Raw genomic sequence first — 17,235 nt, forward strand, 5'->3', positions numbered from 1 at the left:
CGTGCGGTCCTTCCCGCGGCGGTCAGATGCTCTCGCCGGTCATCGCGGCGGCCAGCCGCAGGTGCGGGCGGGCCTCCTCGGGCCGGCCCTGGCGCTCCAGGGTGCGGCCGAGCATCAGCCGGGCGTAGTCCTCGGCCGGGTCGGCCTCCAGGATCCGCAGCAGCTCGGCCTCGGCGCGGCGGAGCTGGGCCGAGTGGAAGTAGCTGCGGGCCAGCAGCATCCGGACGGAGAGGTTGGTCGGCTCCTCGGCCAGGACACCTTCGAGCGTGCGCGCCGCGTCGGTGTACGCCTTGGAATCGAAGTAGAACTTCGCCATGCGGTACTCGTTGGCGGCGTTGTGGACGGCCATGATGCTCCTTCCGGGCAGTTCCTTGCCTCCTCAAGCAATCGGCAAGTTTCAACTATTCCGCGCCGTCGAAGGTGCCGGCGGGGGCGCCGGCGGGGGCGGCACCGAGCGGGGGCCCCGTGCCGCTTCCGGGCCCTGCGTCCGGCCTCCGCCGCCGAGCGCCCGGGTGACCGCCGCGTCCAGGTCCAGCAGGGTCCCGGCCTGGTAGCACCCTTCGTACTCCTGGGCGGTCAGCCCGGCCAGCGCCCGCTCGGCGCACTCCTGGTGGGGGCCGAAGAAGTTCCGCGAGCCCAGGAACGGGTTGCCGACCGTGCGCCAGATCCGGTGCGCGGCGCCCTGCAGCACCCGGGCCTCGCGCAGGTCGCCCGGCTCGCCCGGTCCGCTCGGCTCGGTCTCCAGCAGGGCCAGCAGGTCGATGCCCAGCACGATGCCGAGCAGGTCGCGGAAGAGGTGGTTCAGCCGCACGCACTCCCGGGCCAGCACCCGGGCGGGCTGCACGGCGCCGTCCAGCCAGTGCGAGAACGCCATCGCGTAGAGCACGTACCCGTAGGCCCACTGCTCGCCGTGCTCCTCGCACAGCTCGCGGGCCTGGCCGAACCAGAGCTCGCCGCTGTCCGGATCGCCCTGGAAGAGGTGGGCCAGGCCCAGCTCCAGCATGGCCATCACCACGTTGCTGTTGAGCTCGCCGATGGTCCGGTAGTGCCAGAGCGCCTCCTCGAACAGTTCGGCGGCCCGGTCGGGGTCGTCGCCGACCAGGGCGACGCAGCCCTGGCGGTGGACGGCGTAGGCCAGCGCCCGGTCGTCGCCGGTGTCCAGCGCCTGGCGGCGGCACTCCTCCAGTGCCGGGCGGGCGAAGCCGAGGTCGCCCTGGAGGGTGGCCATGTAGCCGGTCACCCAGAGGGCCTTGGCCCGGGCCTCGGTGGGCTCGCGGTCCAGTGCGAGCGCGCGGTCCAGCCAGTGCCGGCCCTCGGCGAGGTGGCCGCAGCCGATCCAGTAGAACCAGAGCGTGCCGGCCAGCAGCAGGGCGATCTGCTCCTCGCCCGGTTCGGCGAGGCAGAACTCCAGCGCCGCGCGCAGGTTGCCGTGGGCGAGCCCGGTGCGCTCGGCGGTCTCCGCCTGCCGGGGGCCGAACCACTCGACCTCGCCCCAGGTGGCGACGCCCAGGTACCAGTCCCGGTGGCGGCGCAGCAGCCGCTGCTCCTCGCCGGCGGCGCGCAGCCACTGGCCGCCGTACTCGCGCAGGGTGTCCAGCAGCCGGAAGCGCACGCCGAAGGCGCTGTCCTCGCGCAGCACCACGGACTGGGCGACCAGCTCGTCGAGCAGGTCGAGGACGTCCTCGGTCTCGATGCCCTCGCCGACGCAGACGTACTCGGCGGCCTCCAGGTCGAATCCGCCGGCGAAGACCGACAGGCGGGCCCAGAGTAAACGTTCCTGCACGGTGCACAGCTCATGGCTCCAGCCGACCGTCGTGCGCAGCGTCCGGTGCCGGGGCAGGGCCGTCCGGGAGCCGCAGGTGAGCAGCCGGAAACGGTCGTCCAGCCGGGCGGTGACCTGCTCCACCGACAGCGCGCGCAGCCTGCCGGCGGCCAGCTCCAGGGCCAGCGGGATGCCGTCCAGCCGGCGGCAGAGCAGCGCGACCGCCTCCGCGTTGGCCTCCGTCACCTCGAAGGACGGCAGCACCGCCCCGGCCCGCTCGACGAACAGCCGTACCGCGTCCGGCAGCGCGTCCGGCCGCACCGGGCCGGACGGCGCCGGGCCGACCGGCAGCGGTGTGAGGGCCAGCAGGTGCTCGCCCGAGGCCCGCAGGGCGGTGCGGCTGGTGGTCAGCAGCCGCAGGCCGGGCAGCGCCCGCAGCAGCGCGTCGGCCAGCTCGGCGCAGGCCTCCACCAGGTGCTCGCAGCCGTCCAGCACCAGCAGCAGGCACCGGCCCTCCAGCCGCTCGATCAGGACGTCCAGCGGCGGACGGGCGGAGCCGTCGGCGAGCCGCAGCGCCTCCAGGACAGCGTGGCCGAGCAGCAGCGGATCCTGCACCGGGGCCACGTCCACCAGCCAGGTGCCGTCCGGGAAGGCGTCGGCCGCCCGGGCCGCCGCGCGCAGGGCCAGCCGGCTCTTGCCCACGCCGCCCGGCCCGGTGACGGTCACCAGCCGGGCCGAGTCCAGCAGCCCGGCCAGCTCGGCCAGTTCGCCCCGCCGCCCGACGAAGCCGGTCACCTCGGCCGGCAGCCGTCCGGGCTCCGGCCCGTGCGGCCCCGCCGCGGGCTCCCCGGGCGGTGCTGTCCAGTCCCCGGCCAAAGGCTGCTCCCCGTGCTCCAGGCCGGACCGGTCGGGGTCCGGACGTGCGTCGGGCCGTACGGGCGACGGCCTGCCAGGCAGAACGAGGTGACCGATCGGTAGGTTACGCGCGCGGATCGCACACCCGACCGGATCGCCGGGCGAACAACCCGGTCCGGAAACCGGGCCCGGGCGCGATAGGGTTTCCTGCTGGGGCCTGTCTGACAGGCCCAGGAGAACTGCAAGGCGAGGGAGCGCGCAAAGGTGTCCGTGGGAGAGCTGGCCGGATTGCTCGTCGCCGTGTTCTGGGCGGTCCTGGTCACCCTGCTCGCCGTGGTGCTGGTCCGCCTCTCGCGAGTGCTCAAGGAGGCCACCGTCCTGGTCTCCGCGGTCACCGAACAGGCCGTTCCGCTGCTGACCGACGCGGGCGCCGCGGTGCGCAGCGCCAACGAGCAGCTGGAGCGGGTCGACGAGATCACCGCCAACGTGCAGGACGCCGCCGCCAACGCCAACGCGCTCTCCTCCACCGTGGCCGCCACCCTGGGCGGACCGCTGGTGAAGGTCGCGGCGTTCAGCTACGGCGTGCGCAAGGCCGTCGCCCGGCAGCAGGGCGGTCTGCCGCCGGTGCCGGCGCAGGCCGGCGAGCGCGAGGAGCTGGCCCGGCTGATCCGGGCCGAGGTGCGCGCCGCGACCGCGCCCAGGAGCGGCCTGTTCTCCCGGGTCCGGCGCGCGGTGAGGGGCTGACGGCATGGTGCGACGCATCTTCTGGATGGCGGTCGGCGCCGGCGCCACCGTCTGGGCCATGAACAAGGCCAACGAGGCCGTGCACCGGCTCACCCCGGACAGCCTCTCCGGCACCGCCGCCCGCGGCGCGCTGCACCTGGGCGACCTGGCCAAGCAGTTCGCCCGGGACGTGCAGGCCGGCATGGCCGAGCGCGAGGAGCAGCTGAAGGACGACCTCGGGCTGCACGGCACCGCCGTGGTGGAGCCCCGCGGCGACCGCCGGTCCCTTCTGGGGAAGCGTTCCGCGCTACCCCCCTCCGGCGAGCCGCAGTACCGAGCTATCTCGGCGGCGCCCGGTAGCCCGGCCGCCGCCCTGCCTCCGTCCCGCAGCTCCCGTACCACCCCCCGGACCACTGAAGAAACGCCCCGCCGCGCCCTGCCGCCGCGGGGCGGCACCCCGAACCGGAAGGACCACTAATGGAGTCGGCTGAGATCCGCCGCCGCTGGCTGCGCTTCTTCGAGGAGCGCGGCCACACCGTCGTTCCGTCGGCGTCCCTGGTCGCCGACGACCCCACCCTGCTGCTCGTCAACGCCGGCATGGTGCCGTTCAAGCCCTACTTCCTGGGCGAGGTCAAGCCGCAGTTCTCGCGCGCCACCAGCGTCCAGAAGTGCGTGCGCACCCTGGACATCGAGGAGGTCGGGAAGACCACCCGGCACGGCTCCTTCTTCCAGATGTGCGGCAACTTCTCCTTCGGCGACTACTTCAAGGAAGGAGCCATCAAGTTCGCGTGGGACCTGCTCACCACGCCCGTCGCGGACGGTGGCTACGGCCTGGAGAAGGAGAAGCTCTGGATCACCGTCTACAAGGACGACGACGAGGCCGAGCAGATCTGGCGTGACGTCATCGGCGTGCCCTCGGAGCGCATCCAGCGCCTGGGCATGAAGGACAACTTCTGGTCGATGGGCGTCCCCGGCCCGTGCGGCCCGTGCTCGGAGATCAACTACGACCGCGGCCCCGCGTACGGCGAGGAGGGCGGCCCGGCCGTCAACGGCGAGCGCTACCTGGAGATCTGGAACCTGGTCTTCATGCAGTACGAGCGCGGCCACGGCGACGGCAAGGACGGCTTCGAGATCCTCGGCGACCTGCCGAGCAAGAACATCGACACCGGCCTCGGCCTGGAGCGCCTCGCCGCCATCCTGCAGGACGTCGACAACCTCTTCGAGATCGACACCAGCCGGATGATCCTCGACCGCGCCGCCGAGCTCACCGGCCACACCTACGGCGCCGACCACAAGTCGGACATCTCGCTGCGCGTGGTCACCGACCACATCCGCACCGCGCTGATGCTGGTCGGCGACGGCGTCACCCCCGGCAACGAGGGCCGCGGCTATGTGCTGCGCCGCATCCTGCGCCGCGCCATCCGCAACATGCGCCTGCTGGGCGCCACCGAGCCGGTGGCCAAGGAGCTCATCGACGTCGCGATCAAGGCGATGGCCCCGCAGTACCCCGAGCTGGAGAGCGACCGCAAGCGCATCGAGACGGTCGTCGTCGGCGAGGAGGGCGCCTTCCTCCAGACCCTGAAGGCCGGCACCAACCTGCTGGACGTCGCGGTCACCGAGACCAAGCAGGCCGGCGGCGCGGTGCTCTCCGGCGAGCAGGCGTTCAAGCTGCACGACACCTACGGCTTCCCGATCGACCTCACCCTGGAGATGGCCGAGGAGCAGGGCCTCCAGGTGGACGAGTCCGGCTTCCGCCGCCTGATGCAGGAGCAGCGGGACCGGGCCAAGGCGGACGCCAAGGCCAAGAAGATGGGCCACGCCGACGTCGCCGCGTACCGCGAGGTCGCCGACAAGTCCGGCGCCAGCGTCTTCACCGGCTACGCCCTCACCGAGGGCGAGGCCACCGTGGTCGGCCTGCTGGTGGACGGCGTCCCGTCGCCGGCCGCCTCCGAGGGCGACGAGGTCGAGATCATCCTCGACCGCACCCCGTTCTACGCCGAGGGCGGCGGCCAGCTCGCCGACCAGGGCCGGATCCGGCTGGAGTCCGGCGCGGTGGTGGAGATCCGCGACGTGCAGCAGCCCGTCCCGGGCGTCGTCGTGCACTCCGGCGGGGTGCTGTTCGGCGAGGTCGTGCTGGGCGCCTCGGCGTACGCCACGATCGACATCGAGCGCCGCCGGGCGATCGCCCGTGCCCACTCGGCCACCCACCTGACCCACCAGGCGCTGCGCGACGCGCTCGGCCCGACGGCCGCCCAGGCCGGCTCCGAGAACGCCCCCGGCCGCTTCCGCTTCGACTTCGGCTCGCCCGCCGCCGTCCCGGGCAGCGTGCTGGTCGACGTCGAGCAGAAGATCAACGACGTGCTGGGCCGTGAGCTGGAGGTCACCGCCGAGGTCATGACGATGGACCAGGCCCGCAAGGCCGGCGCCATCGCCATGTTCGGCGAGAAGTACGGCGACGAGGTCCGGGTCGTGACCATCGGCGACTTCTCCAAGGAGCTGTGCGGTGGCACCCACGTCGGCAACACCGCCCAGCTGGGCCTGGTGAAGCTGCTCGGCGAGTCCTCGATCGGCTCCGGCGTGCGCCGCGTCGAGGCGCTGGTCGGCACCGACGCGTACCGCTTCCTGGCCCGTGAGCACACCGTGGTCGCCCAGCTCACCGAGCTGGTCAAGGGCCGCCCGGAGGAGCTGCCGGAGAAGATCTCGGGCATGCTCGCCAAGCTCAAGGACGCCGAGAAGGAGATCGAGCGCTTCCGCGCCGAGAAGGTGCTGGCCGCCGCGGCGGGTCTGGCCGACTCGGCCGAGGACGTGCACGGCATCGCCGTGGTCGCCGCGCAGGTCGCCGACGGCGTGGGCGCGGACGAGCTGCGCAAGCTGGTCCTGGACGTGCGCGGCCGCCTCGGCTCGCGCCCGGCCGTGGTCGCCGCCTTCACGGTGGCCAATGACCGCCCGCTGACCGTCATCGCCACCAACGAGGAAGCCCGCGGCCGCGGCATCAAGGCCGGCGAGCTGGTCCGGACCGCCGCCAAGACCCTCGGCGGCGGCGGTGGCGGCAAGGACGACGTCGCCCAGGGCGGCGGCTCCAACCCGGCCGCGGTCGGCGAGGCCATCGCCGCGGTGCGCGGCCTGGTCGCGGAGCGCGCCAGCTGATGGAGCAGGAGGAGAGGCCCTTCCGGCGTGGGCGGCGGATCGCCGTCGACGTCGGGGACGCCCGGATCGGGGTCGCGTCCTGCGACCCCGACGGGGTGCTCGCCACGCCCGTGGAGACCGTCCCGGCCGGGGTGAAGTCGCAGGCCAGGATCGCCGCCATCGTCGACGAGTACGGCGCGATGGAGGTGATCGTCGGGCTGCCGCGCTCGCTCAGCGGCAAGGAGGGTCCGGCGGCGGAGAAGGTCCGGGCGTACGCGGCCCGGCTGGCCGACCGGCTCTACCCGGTGCCGGTGCGGCTGGTGGACGAGCGGATGTCGACCGTCACCGCGACCCACGGGCTGCGCGCCTCGGGGGTCAAGGCGAAGAAGGGCCGCTCGGTGGTGGACCAGGCCGCCGCGGTGGTGATCCTCCAGACCGCCCTTGAGTCCGAACGGGTGAGCGGACGCCCGCCCGGTGAGAGCGTCGAGGCGGTCGGCTGACCGGTCTGATCTAACGTCCCGTTTGAGGGGTCCGTGCGGACGCGTCCGCACGGACCCCTTTTCGTTCGCTTCCGTGTCCGTTATGGATCGATTCATATCGATTGATAACGACCCGGATCGATCCGGGACCGCCGAGGGGGCGCGAGCCATGACCGACCAGGACTTCCACCCGGGGCTCACGCCGGGGCATCTGGGCGCGCCGGTGCTGGAACCGGAGGGCCGTCCGCCGGGCGCGCCCCGCCCGCGCTTCGATGCGCCGGATCCGCACCGACGGCGCAACGGGCTGGCCTGCGGGCTCACCGCGCTCGCGCTGATCGCGGTGTTCGGCGGGATCGGGCTGACCGGGTACACCTGGCTCCAGGCGCAGCGCAAACCCCCGGCCGCCGCCGACTTCGCCGGGCAGGGCACCGGCAGCGTGCAGGTCTCCGTCCCGGAGGGCGCCGGCCTCTCCCAGATCGCCTCCGCGCTGGTCCGCAACGGGGTGGTGGCCAGCTCGCTCGCCTTCACCCGGGCCGCGAAGGGCAGCGCGGCGGCGGCCGGGCGGATCCAGCCCGGGACGTACACGCTGAAGCAGAAGATGTCGGCCGCGGCGGCGCTGGCGATCCTGATCGACCCGGCCAACGCCAACGGCCTGACCATCCCCGAGGGCTGGCGCGGCTACCAGATCTACGCGGCCATCGACCGGAAGCTGAACCTGCCCGCGGGCACCGCCCAGAAGACCGCCCAGGACCAGGGCGCCGAACTCGGCCTGCCCGACTTCACCAACGGCAGCCCGGAGGGCTACCTCTTCCCGGCGACGTACAGCGTCACCGAGGGCACCACCGCCTTCGACCTGCTGAAGCAGATGGTGGACCGGGCCGGCAGGGAGTTCGGCCGGGACGACGCCACCGTGGTCGCGCAGAACCTCGGGCAGAGCGTGTACGGGCTGATCACCGTGGCCAGCATGGTCCAGGGCGAGGCCGACAACACCGAGGACATGGGCAAGGTGGCCCGGGTGATCTACAACCGGCTGGCCAAGGGCATGCCCCTGCAACTGGACTCCACCATCAACTACGCGCTCGGCCGCTCGACCCTGAACACCTCGGTGACCGACACCAAGCTGGACTCCCCGTACAACACCTACCAGCACCCCGGGCTGCCGCCGAGCCCGATCTCCAACCCCGGGCGGCAGGCGATCCTGGCCGCGCTGGACCCGACGCCGGGGGACTGGCTGTACTTCGTCACCGTGAAGCCGGGGGACACCCGCTTCACCGACAGCTTCGACGTTCAGCAACGCAACGTGGCCGAGTTCAACGCCAACCGGGCGGCGGCCAGGCCCACTGCCCCGGCCGCGGGCCCGTCCTCCCCGGCGTCCTCCGGCCCGGGGGGCGCGGGCGGGGCCGGGGTGCCGTCCGGGTCCGGTGCGGGGACGCCGTGACGGTGTCGGGGGCACCGTAACGGTGTTGTGTGCCGTCGGTGAGATCGCTCACTGACCGTGCGTCCGCCCGGCCGGGGGTAAGGCTGCGGTACGGTAACGTCTCCCTCCAGGCGCTGCGCTAGCACGCCGGTTCGAGAATCAGCCGGGACGGCGTCGTCCCGGACGGCCGGTTTGATCCTCCGGTCGTCACCGTCGGTTAAGGGGATCGATGACCGATCTGGGTGGGGGCTACGGCCCCCAGGGCGAGCCGTGGCACCCCGGTGATCCCGGGTACGACGGCCGGCAGCCGGTCCCCGGCCAGCAGGACGGCCAGTGGCAGCAGCAGTACCCGCAGCAGGGCCAGGCGGCCCAGCAGCAGCCGTACGGGGACGTGCAGCAGGGGTACGCCCAGCAGCAGATGACGCCGCAGATGCAGCAGCAGATGATGGCGCAGCAGGGCTATCCGCAGCAGCAGGCGCAGATGCCGCAGCAGGGTTACCCGGGCGGTCAGCAGGGCTACCCCCAGCAGGTGCCGCAGCAGCAGGTGCAGCAGCAGGGCTACCCCCAGCAGGGGTACGCGCAGCAGCAGGTGCAGCAGGGCTATCCGCAGCAGCAGATGCCCCAGCAGCAGGCGCCGACGCCGCAGCAGGGCTACCAGCAGGGCTTCCCCGGCGGCCAGCAGGCCGCCCAGCAGCAGGCCCCCCAGCAGCAGGTGCCCCTGCCCCAGCAGCACGCCCAGCCCCAGCAGGACCAGTCCCAGCAGGCTCCCCAGCAGGAGCAGCAGACGCCGCGGCGGCGACGGCGGCAGCAGCCGGAGGCCCCGGCGCCCGCGCCCGCGCCGGCGTCCGGCCCGGGCCCGGACGGGATCGACTGGGAGGCCGAGGCCGCCGCGCTGGAGGCCGGCGCCGACCCGGTCGGTGCCCCGCGCGAGGCCGGCACGGACGAGTGGGACGGCCACCAGGACGTCCGCCACCAGGACGTCCGCCACGAGGACGACGGCTACCTCGACGAGCACGCCGAGGCCGGGGAGGCCGCCTTCCTCGGGGAGCAGGACGAGTCCCGCGAGGCCCAGAAGAAGCGCAAGGAGAAGGGCAAGAAGTCGGGCCGCCGCAACGGCGGCGCCTGTCTGCTGGTCGCGCTGGTGCTGCTCGGCGCCGTGGGCGGGGCCGGCTGGTGGGGCTACGGCTTCTACCAGAGCCACTTCGGCCCGCCGGCGGACTTCACCGGCGAGGGCACCGGCTCCGTCCAGGTCGAGGTCAAGAAGGGCGCGGTCGGCGGGCAGATCGGCCTGGCGCTGAAGAACGCCGGGGTGGTCAAGAGCGTCGACGCGTTCTCCGCGGCCTGCAAGGCCGAGCCCAAGTGCGGCACCATCCAGTACGGCTACTACGGGCTGAAGAAGGAGATGCCGGCCGCGGCCGCGCTCAAGGAGCTGCTGGCCCAGGCGGGCGGCGCGGCGATCGTCGTCCCCGAGGGCAAGAACTCCACCGAGATCTACACCCTCATCGACACCAAGCTGAAGCTGCAGGCGGGCACCACGGCGGGCGTCGCCAAGGCCCAGGTCAACGACCTCGGCCTGCCGCCGTACGCCAACGGCAACATCGAGGGCTTCCTCTGGCCGACCCGCTACAACATCGCCGAGGGCATGAAGCCCGAGGACCTGCTCAAGCAGATGGTGAAGAACGCCACCGAGAAGTACGCCGACCTGGACGCCCAGGCCGCCTCGGTGGGGCTGAAGACCGGCTACGAGGTGCTCATCGAGGCGAGCATCCTCCAGCGCGAGGGCAACAACCCGGAAGACTTCGCCAAGATGGCCAAGACCATCCAGAACCGGCTGGCGGCCGGCGGCGAGATCAACCACCGGCTGGGCATGGACACCACGCTCCAGTACTCGCTAAACCGCAAGGACCTCGACAAGAAGGACATGGACGACGCGTCCAACAAGTACAACACCTACATCAACCCGGGCCTGCCGCCCGGTCCGATCTCCAACCCCGGCGACGAGGCGCTCACCGCGACGCTGCACCCGGCGGACGGGAAGTGGCTGTACTTCATCGCGATGTCCCCGACCAAGACCCGGTTCGCCGAGACGAGCAAGGAGCACTACGCCAACGTCAAGGAGTACTGCCAGTCGGCCGGGCAGGGCTTCGACGAGACGCGCGGCCACTGCACCACCAAGAAGTAGCCACGGCCGGACGACAGTCCGCCAGTTCGCGGAGAGGCAGCGTTGACCAGCAAGCACCGGGCGGCCGTTCTCGGTTCGCCGATCGCCCACTCGCTCTCGCCGGACCTGCACCGGGCCGCCTTCGCGGCGCTCGGACTGGACGGCTGGCGCTACGACCGCTTCGAGGTCGACGAGGCCGGGCTGCCCGGGTTCGTCGCCGCGCTGGACGAGGCCGAGTGGGCCGGGCTGTCGCTCACCATGCCGCTGAAGCGGGCGATCATCCCGCTGCTCGACGAGGTCAGTGCGACGGCCCGCTCGGTGGACGCGGTGAACACCGTGGTGTTCACCGCCGACGGTCGGCGCACCGGGGACAACACCGACGTTCCCGGGCTGGTCAACGCGCTGCGCGAGCGCGGGATCACCGAGGTGCCCGAGGCGGCCGTCCTGGGCGCCGGGGCCACCGCCTCCTCGGCGCTGGCCGCGCTCGCCCAGATCTGCACCGGCGAGGTGACGGTCTACGTGCGCAGTGCCGAGCGGGCCCGGGAGATGGCCGAGCTGGGCGAGCGGCTGGGCGTGGCCGTCCGCACCGCCGACTGGGAGCGCGGCGCCGAGGCGCTGGCCCGGCCGCTGACCGTCTCCACCACGCCGGTCGGCGCGACGGACGTCTTCGCCGAGGCGCTGCCCGCCGAGCCGGGCGCGCTGTTCGACGTGCTGTACCACCCGTGGCCGACGGCGCTGGCCGCCGCCTGCGCCGGGCGCGGGGCGACCGTCCTGGGCGGGCTGGACCTCCTGGTGCACCAGGCGGTGCTGCAGAGCGAGGCCTTCACCGGGCGGACGCCCGGGCCGCTGGCGGCGATGCGCGAGGCGGGGGAGAAGGCGCTCGCCGGGCACTGAGCCCCCGCGCCGAGTGGCGGGGCGCCGGTCCGCGGACCCGGTCCTCCGGCCGGGTGCCGGGCCCGTCCTGCGGCCGGTTCCCCGGGTGGTTCCCGGCCGGATGGTGGCCGGTTGCCGTCCGGCACGCGGACTGTGCCCCCAGGTGCTGCTGGGGCATGAAAGGATTCAGGCACAAGGCACGCCCGGGGCGGGCCCCGGCGGTGCCGAGGTCCGGTCCGCTGATGAAGGAGCTCCGTTGGGTACGTTGCGCTGGCTGACGGCGGGGGAGTCGCACGGCCCCGCACTCGTCGCGACGCTGGAAGGCCTGCCCGCCGGTGTACCGGTCACCACCGCTGTGGTGGCCGACGCGCTGGCGCGCCGCCGGCTCGGTTACGGCCGCGGGGCGCGGATGAAGTTCGAGCAGGACGAGGTGACCTTCCTCGGCGGCGTCCGGCACGGTCTGACCATGGGCAGCCCGGTCGCGGTCATGGTCGGCAACACCGAGTGGCCGAAGTGGGAGCAGGTCATGTCGGCCGACCCGGTCGACCCCGAGGTGCTGGCGGGCCTGGCCCGCAACGAGGCGCTCACCCGCCCCCGGCCCGGCCACGCCGACCTGGCCGGCATGCAGAAGTACTCGATCGACGAGGCCCGGCCGATCCTGGAGCGCGCCAGCGCCCGGGAGACGGCCGCCCGGGTCGCGCTGGGCGCCGTCGCCCGCGCGTACCTCCGCGAGGTGGCCGGGATCGAGATCGTCAGCCACGTGGTCGAGCTGGCCGCCGCCAAGGCGCCGGCCGGTGTGGTGCCGCTGCCCTCGGACGAGGCGCGACTGGACGCCGACCCGGTGCGCTGCCTGGACGCCGACGCCTCGAAGGCGATGGTCGCCGAGATCGACCAGGCCCACAAGGACGGCGACACCCTGGGCGGCGTGGTCGAGGTGCTGGCGTACGGCGTGCCGGTGGGCCTCGGCTCGCACGTGCACTGGGACCGCCGGCTGGACGCGCGGCTGGCCGCCGCGCTGATGGGCATCCAGGCGATCAAGGGCGTCGAGGTCGGCGACGGCTTCGAGCTGGCCCGGGTGCCGGGCTCCAAGGCGCACGACGAGATCGTCCCGACCGCCGAGGGCGTCAAGCGCACCTCCGGCCGCTCCGGCGGCACCGAGGGCGGCCTGTCCACCGGTGAGGTGCTGCGGGTGCGCGCCGCGATGAAGCCGATCGCCACCGTGCCGCGGGCGCTCCAGACCCTGGACGTGCGCACCGGCGAGCCGGCCAAGGCGCACCACCAGCGCTCGGACGTCTGCGCGGTGCCGGCCGCGGGCATCGTCGCCGAGGCGATGGTCGCGCTGGTGCTGGCGGACGCGGTGAACGAGAAGTTCGGCGGCGACAACGTCTCCGAGACCCGCCGCAACGTGCAGAGCTACCTCGACAACCTGATCATCCGATGACCAGTCCCGTTGTGGTGCTGGTCGGCCCGCCCGGCAGTGGCAAGTCCACCGTCGGGCGGCTCCTGGCCGAGCGCTTGGGCGTGGGCTTCCGGGACACCGACGCCGACATCGAGGCGACCGTCGGAAAGCCCATCCCGGACATCTTCGTCGACGAGGGCGAGCCGCACTTCCGCGCGCTGGAGGCGGCGGCCGTGCGCGCGGCCGCCGAGGGGCACGACGGGGTCCTGGCGCTCGGCGGCGGCGCGGTGCTGGCCGAGGCCACCCGCGCGCTGCTGCACGAGCTGCCGGTGGTCCTCCTGGAGGTGCCGCTCGCCGACGCCGTCAAGCGGGTCGGCCTGGACGCCCCGCGCCCGCTGCTGGCCGTCAATCCGCGGGCCCGCTGGCGCGAGCTGATGGAGGCCCGCCGCCCCCTCTACCTGGAGGTGGCCACCGCCGTGGTCGACACCGCCGGGCGCACCCCGGAGCAGGTCGCGGACGCCGTACTGGAAGCACTGGAGCTGAAGACCCCCCATGACTGACACCACCGTCAGGATCCACGTCGGCGGCAGCGCCGGCCACGACCCGTACGACGTGCTGATCGGGCACCAGCTGCTCGGTGAGCTGGCGCCGCTGATCGGTACCCGGGCCAAGCGGGTCGCGATCATCCACCCGGAGGCGCTGGCCGCCACCGCCGACGCGATCCGCGACGACCTGGTCGGCGAGGGCTACGAGGCCATCGCGCTGCAGGTGCCCAACGCCGAGGAAGCCAAGAGCGTCGAGGTCGCCGCGTACTGCTGGTCGGTGCTCGGGCAGACCGGCTTCACCCGCAGCGACGTGGTCGTCGGCCTCGGCGGCGGGGCCACCACGGACCTGGCCGGCTTCGTCGCCGCCACCTGGCTGCGCGGGGTGCGCTGGATCTCCATGCCCACCACGCTGCTCGGCATGGTCGACGCGGCCGTCGGCGGCAAGACCGGCATCAACATCGCCGAGGGCAAGAACATGGTCGGCGCCTTCCACCCGCCGGTGGGCGTGCTGGCCGACCTCGGCACCCTGGAGACCGTGCCCAAGCACGACTACGTCTCCGGCCTGGCCGAGGTCATCAAGTGCGGCTTCATCGCCGACCCGGCCATCCTCGACCTGATCGAGGCCGACCCGGAGGGCGCGAGGACGCCGGCCGGGCCGCACACCGTCGAGCTGATCCGCCGGGCCATCCAGGTCAAGGCCGACGTGGTCTCCGGGGACCTCAAGGAGTCCGGCCGCCGCGAGATCCTCAACTACGGCCACACCCTCGGCCACGCCATCGAGCGCAACGAGCGGTACAAGTGGCGGCACGGCGCCGCGATCTCCATCGGCATGGTCTTCGCCGCCGAACTCGGCCGCCTGGCCGGGCGGTTGGACGACGAGACGGCCGACCGGCACCGCACCGTGCTGGCCTCGGTCGGCCTGCCGCTGAGCTACCGGGCGGACGCCTGGCCGAAGCTGCTGGACGCGATGAAGATCGACAAGAAGTCGCGCGGCGACCTGATCCGCTTCATCGTGCTGGACGGCCTGGGCAAGACCTCGGTGCTGGAGGGCCCCGACCCGTCGCTGCTGGTCGCCGCGTACGCGGAGGTCTCGGCGTGACCAGGGTGATGGTGCTCAACGGCCCCAACCTGGGCCGGCTGGGCAGCCGGGAGCCGGACGTCTACGGCGCCACCTCGTACGCCGGACTGGTCGAGCGCTGCACCGCGCTGGGCAAGGAGTTCGGCTTCGAGGTCGAGGTGCACGAGACCAACTCCGAGCAGCAGATGGTGGAGTGGCTGCACGAGGCGGCCGACGGGCAGGTGCCGGTGGTGATCAACCCCGGCGCGTTCACCCACTACTCGTACGCGATGCGGGACGCCGCGGCCCAGCGCACCGCGCCGCTGATCGAGGTGCACATCTCCAACCCGTACGCCCGGGAGACCTTCCGGCACACCTCGGTGATCGCCGCGGTCGCCTCCGGCACCATCGCCGGCTTCGGGCTCGGCTCCTACGAGCTGGCGCTGCGCGCGCTGGCCGAGCGGCTCACCACCCGCTGAGGGTACGGGCGGTGGCCCGGCGGCGGACTGTGCCCGCCGCCGGGCCGCCGTGTAGTGTCCCCGCTGAGAGGTGTCGGGAGGTGCCGTGACGCAGTACGCCGGAGGTGGGCAGGTCCCGCCGCGTCCCGTCGCTCCACCGGTGCCGCCGGGGGGCGGGACACGGGGGACGTCGCCGGGGGCGCCGCTCGCCCCTCCGTCCCCGCCGGTCCGGCCGGCACCCGCGGCCCCCGCCGCTCCCGGGCCCGTCGCCCGTTCCGCTCCGGCCCCCGCGGCCGCACCCGTGCCGAGCGCCCCGGTGCCCGCCGGCGGCACCGGGCACTTCGTGCTGCCGTCCGGCGCGCCCGTCCAACTGCCCACCCACCCGCCGCGGCAGCACGCGGCCACCGGGCCGATCGCCGTCCTGCTGATCGGACCGGCCGGGGCCGGCAAGACCACCGTCGCCCGCCACTGGGCCGAGCGGCGGCCCACCCCGACCGCGCACATCAGCCTGGACGACGTCCGCGAGTGGGTGCAGTCCGGCTTCGCCAACCCGCAGTCCGGCTGGAACAACGCCTCCGAGGCGCAGTACCGGCTGGCCCGCCGCACCTGCGGCTTCGCCTGCCGCAACTACCTGGCCAACGGCATCTCCTGCATCATCGACGACGCCGTCTTCCCGGACCGCCCGGCGATCGGCCTCGGCGGCTGGAAGCGGCACATCGGCCCCGGCATGATCCCGGTCGTCCTGCTGCCCAGCCTGGACTCCGTCCTGCACCGCAACGCCCGGCGCAGCGGCAACCGCCGCCTCGGGGACGAGGAGGTCGCCCGCATCCACGGGCGGATGGCCGGCTGGTACAACTCCGGGCTGCCGATCATCGACAACTCCTCCCTGGACGTGGCCGGGACGGCCGCCGAGCTGGACCGCGTCATCCTGGCCCGGCTGATGGGCATCCCGGTCCGCTGAACCGCCGCCCCGGCCCGCGGAGCCGCGCCCTTCCCGGCCCGCCGGGCCGCCGGCCTGCGGCGTCGCGGAGCTGTCGGAGCCGGCTGCGATGATGGACGGGTCATGTCGCCGCGCCCGGAGGAGCCGACGCCCGTGCCCGAAGGCCACATCATCCACCGCCTCGCCACCGAGAACCGGAAGGCCTTCGGCGGCCGCCCGGTGCGGGTCTCCAGCCCGCAGGGCCGGTTCGCCGACGAGGCCAAGGTGATCGACGGGCAGCTGCTCACCGGCGCGGCGGCCACCGGCAAGCACCTCTTCCTCGGCTTCGAGGAGGGCGCCTGGGTGCACGTCCACCTCGGCCTCTACGGCGGCTTCACCTTCGGCACCGGCCCGGCGCCCGAGCCGGTCTGGCTGATCCGGCTGCGGCTGGAGAGCGAGGACGGCTACGCCGACCTGCGCGGTCCCAACACCTGCGCGCTCGTCACCGAGGGGCAGAAGGCCGCCGTCGCCGCCCGGCTGGGCCCCGACCCGCTGCGCGCCGACGCCGACCCGGAGGCCGCCTGGCGCCGGATATCGGGCAGCCGGACGACCGTCGCGGCGCTGCTGATGGACCAGAAGGTGCTGGCCGGGGTGGGCAACGTCTACCGGGCCGAGGTGCTGTTCCGCCACGGCATCGACCCGCACCGGGCCGGGCGCGACCTCACCCGCCGGGAGTGGGACGCGGTCTGGGCCGACCTGGTCGCCCTGATGCGCGAGGGCGTCACCGCCGGCCGGATCGACACCGTCCGCCCGGAGCACACCCCCGAGGCGATGGGCCGCCCGCCCCGGGTGGACGACCACGGCGGCGAGGTGTACGTCTACCGGCGGGCCGCCATGCCCTGCCTGGTCTGCGGCACCGACGTGCGGACGGAGGAGCACGCCGCCCGCAACCTCTTCTGGTGCCCGGGCTGCCAGTCGGCGTGACGGGCGCCCGGTCGTGACGCGTGTTGCCCCCGTGTCGTGGACAGCCCTTCTGAGCTGCGACGATGGACGTCGAGCGCGCCGCGTCGCGCGCCCCTGTCCGCACGGCCACGTGTGAACGTGGAGCGAAAGGAAGTCCCATGATCTTCATCACGGTCAAGTTCCCGGTCCGCCCCGAGCGCGCCGAGGAGTGGCTGGGCCTGGTCGACGAGTTCACCCGGGCCACCCGCCAGGAGCCCGGCAACCTCTTCTTCGAGTGGTCCCGCAGCGTCGACGACCCCAACGAGTTCGTCCTGGTCGAGGCGTTCCGCGACGGCGACGCGGGCAAGGAGCACGTGGAGTCCGCGCACTTCGCCAAGGCCATGGAGGACCTGTCGTACGCGGTGGCCGCCAAGCCCCGGATCGTCTCGACCGAGATCCCCGGCCTGGACGGCTGGGCGGAGATGGGCGAGATCACCCCCCGGTGACGTCCGAGTGCCC

The 17,235-nt window shown here is 73.5% G+C and carries 16 protein-coding genes; 14 read left to right on the forward strand and 2 right to left on the reverse strand.

Annotated features, from left to right (window positions below):
• Positions 1-22: 22 nt before the first annotated feature.
• Together ACFVUY_RS20445 and ACFVUY_RS20450 are read right to left on the reverse strand one after the other, a co-directional pair.
• On the reverse strand, positions 23-349 hold the full coding sequence (locus tag ACFVUY_RS20445; RefSeq protein WP_359897459.1) for a tetratricopeptide repeat protein: 327 nt from the start codon (positions 347-349) through the stop codon (positions 23-25).
• Positions 350-397: 48 nt separating this feature from the next.
• The gene (locus ACFVUY_RS20450; protein ID WP_387731699.1) at positions 398-2,638 is read right to left on the reverse strand and encodes an ATP-binding protein; all 2,241 of its coding nucleotides are present in this window, start codon (positions 2,636-2,638) and stop codon (positions 398-400) included.
• Between the two features lie 243 nt (positions 2,639-2,881).
• On the opposite strand from ACFVUY_RS20450, the gene ACFVUY_RS20455 reads away from it, so the two are divergent.
• The 14 genes from ACFVUY_RS20455 (at position 2,882) to ACFVUY_RS20520 (ending at position 17,222) form a co-directional block, all read left to right on the forward strand.
• Positions 2,882-3,361 (forward strand): DUF948 domain-containing protein, encoded by a 480-nt coding sequence (locus ACFVUY_RS20455; RefSeq protein ID WP_387691942.1) that lies wholly within the window; start codon positions 2,882-2,884, stop codon positions 3,359-3,361.
• 4 nt (positions 3,362-3,365) lie between these two features.
• On the forward strand, positions 3,366-3,818 hold the full coding sequence (locus tag ACFVUY_RS20460; protein WP_380546462.1) for a DUF6167 family protein: 453 nt from the start codon (positions 3,366-3,368) through the stop codon (positions 3,816-3,818).
• Positions 3,818-6,487 carry an alanine--tRNA ligase gene (gene alaS / locus ACFVUY_RS20465; protein WP_387691944.1) on the forward strand — a complete coding sequence of 890 codons (2,670 nt, stop codon included), beginning with the start codon at positions 3,818-3,820 and terminating at the stop codon, positions 6,485-6,487. Before ACFVUY_RS20460 ends, alaS begins: the two co-directional genes overlap by 1 nt.
• Positions 6,487-6,966 carry a Holliday junction resolvase RuvX gene (gene ruvX / locus ACFVUY_RS20470; RefSeq protein WP_387691946.1) on the forward strand — a complete coding sequence of 160 codons (480 nt, stop codon included), beginning with the start codon at positions 6,487-6,489 and terminating at the stop codon, positions 6,964-6,966. The genes alaS and ruvX overlap by 1 nt, the downstream gene beginning before the upstream one ends.
• A 148-nt stretch (positions 6,967-7,114) precedes the next feature.
• On the forward strand, positions 7,115-8,383 hold the full coding sequence (gene mltG, locus ACFVUY_RS20475; RefSeq protein ID WP_387691948.1) for an endolytic transglycosylase MltG: 1,269 nt from the start codon (positions 7,115-7,117) through the stop codon (positions 8,381-8,383).
• Between the two features lie 208 nt (positions 8,384-8,591).
• Positions 8,592-10,544, forward strand: a complete 1,953-nt coding sequence (mltG, locus tag ACFVUY_RS20480) for an endolytic transglycosylase MltG (RefSeq protein ID WP_387731702.1) — start codon at positions 8,592-8,594, stop codon at positions 10,542-10,544.
• A 42-nt stretch (positions 10,545-10,586) separates the two neighbouring features.
• Positions 10,587-11,417: a shikimate dehydrogenase gene (locus tag ACFVUY_RS20485; protein ID WP_387731705.1), complete on the forward strand. Its 831-nt coding sequence runs from the start codon at positions 10,587-10,589 to the stop codon at positions 11,415-11,417.
• A gap of 235 nt (positions 11,418-11,652) precedes the next feature.
• The gene (aroC, locus tag ACFVUY_RS20490) at positions 11,653-12,837 is read left to right on the forward strand and encodes a chorismate synthase (protein ID WP_380351179.1); all 1,185 of its coding nucleotides are present in this window, start codon (positions 11,653-11,655) and stop codon (positions 12,835-12,837) included.
• Positions 12,834-13,355, forward strand: coding sequence for a shikimate kinase (locus ACFVUY_RS20495; protein ID WP_387731707.1), 522 nt, complete (start codon positions 12,834-12,836; stop codon positions 13,353-13,355). The genes aroC and ACFVUY_RS20495 overlap by 4 nt, the downstream gene beginning before the upstream one ends.
• Entirely contained in the window at positions 13,348-14,439 is a 1,092-nt protein-coding gene (gene aroB / locus ACFVUY_RS20500; RefSeq protein ID WP_387691954.1) for a 3-dehydroquinate synthase, read from the forward strand. The genes ACFVUY_RS20495 and aroB overlap by 8 nt, the downstream gene beginning before the upstream one ends.
• Positions 14,440-14,447: 8 nt before the next feature.
• Positions 14,448-14,876: a type II 3-dehydroquinate dehydratase gene (aroQ, locus tag ACFVUY_RS20505; RefSeq protein WP_049653999.1), complete on the forward strand. Its 429-nt coding sequence runs from the start codon at positions 14,448-14,450 to the stop codon at positions 14,874-14,876.
• Positions 14,877-14,946: 70 nt separating this feature from the next.
• Complete coding sequence (locus ACFVUY_RS20510) at positions 14,947-15,816, forward strand: AAA family ATPase (protein WP_387731709.1); 870 nt, start codon at positions 14,947-14,949, stop codon at positions 15,814-15,816.
• Positions 15,817-15,948: 132 nt separating this feature from the next.
• Positions 15,949-16,758, forward strand: coding sequence for an Fpg/Nei family DNA glycosylase (locus ACFVUY_RS20515; RefSeq protein WP_387731711.1), 810 nt, complete (start codon positions 15,949-15,951; stop codon positions 16,756-16,758).
• A 137-nt stretch (positions 16,759-16,895) separates the two neighbouring features.
• Positions 16,896-17,222, forward strand: coding sequence for a putative quinol monooxygenase (locus tag ACFVUY_RS20520; RefSeq protein WP_387731714.1), 327 nt, complete (start codon positions 16,896-16,898; stop codon positions 17,220-17,222).
• Positions 17,223-17,235: the final 13 nt, after the last annotated feature.

Origin of the sequence: Kitasatospora sp. NPDC058063 (genome assembly GCF_042885395.1) — a bacterium.
GTDB classification, from domain to species: Bacteria; Actinomycetota; Actinomycetes; order Streptomycetales; family Streptomycetaceae; genus Kitasatospora; species Kitasatospora lactacystinica.

Coding starts and splice junctions, on each gene's coding strand:
- alaS (WP_387691944.1), top strand. CDS start 3,818: ATGGAGTCGGCTGAGATCCGCCGCCGCTGGCTGCGCTTCTTCGAGGAG.
- ACFVUY_RS20445 (WP_359897459.1), bottom strand. CDS start 349: ATGGCCGTCCACAACGCCGCCAACGAGTACCGCATGGCGAAGTTCTAC.
- mltG (WP_387691948.1), top strand. CDS start 7,115: ATGACCGACCAGGACTTCCACCCGGGGCTCACGCCGGGGCATCTGGGC.
- aroB (WP_387691954.1), top strand. CDS start 13,348: ATGACTGACACCACCGTCAGGATCCACGTCGGCGGCAGCGCCGGCCAC.
- ruvX (WP_387691946.1), top strand. CDS start 6,487: ATGGAGCAGGAGGAGAGGCCCTTCCGGCGTGGGCGGCGGATCGCCGTC.
- ACFVUY_RS20520 (WP_387731714.1), top strand. CDS start 16,896: ATGATCTTCATCACGGTCAAGTTCCCGGTCCGCCCCGAGCGCGCCGAG.
- ACFVUY_RS20460 (WP_380546462.1), top strand. CDS start 3,366: ATGGTGCGACGCATCTTCTGGATGGCGGTCGGCGCCGGCGCCACCGTC.
- ACFVUY_RS20495 (WP_387731707.1), top strand. CDS start 12,834: ATGACCAGTCCCGTTGTGGTGCTGGTCGGCCCGCCCGGCAGTGGCAAG.
- mltG (WP_387731702.1), top strand. CDS start 8,592: ATGACCGATCTGGGTGGGGGCTACGGCCCCCAGGGCGAGCCGTGGCAC.
- aroQ (WP_049653999.1), top strand. CDS start 14,448: ATGGTGCTCAACGGCCCCAACCTGGGCCGGCTGGGCAGCCGGGAGCCG.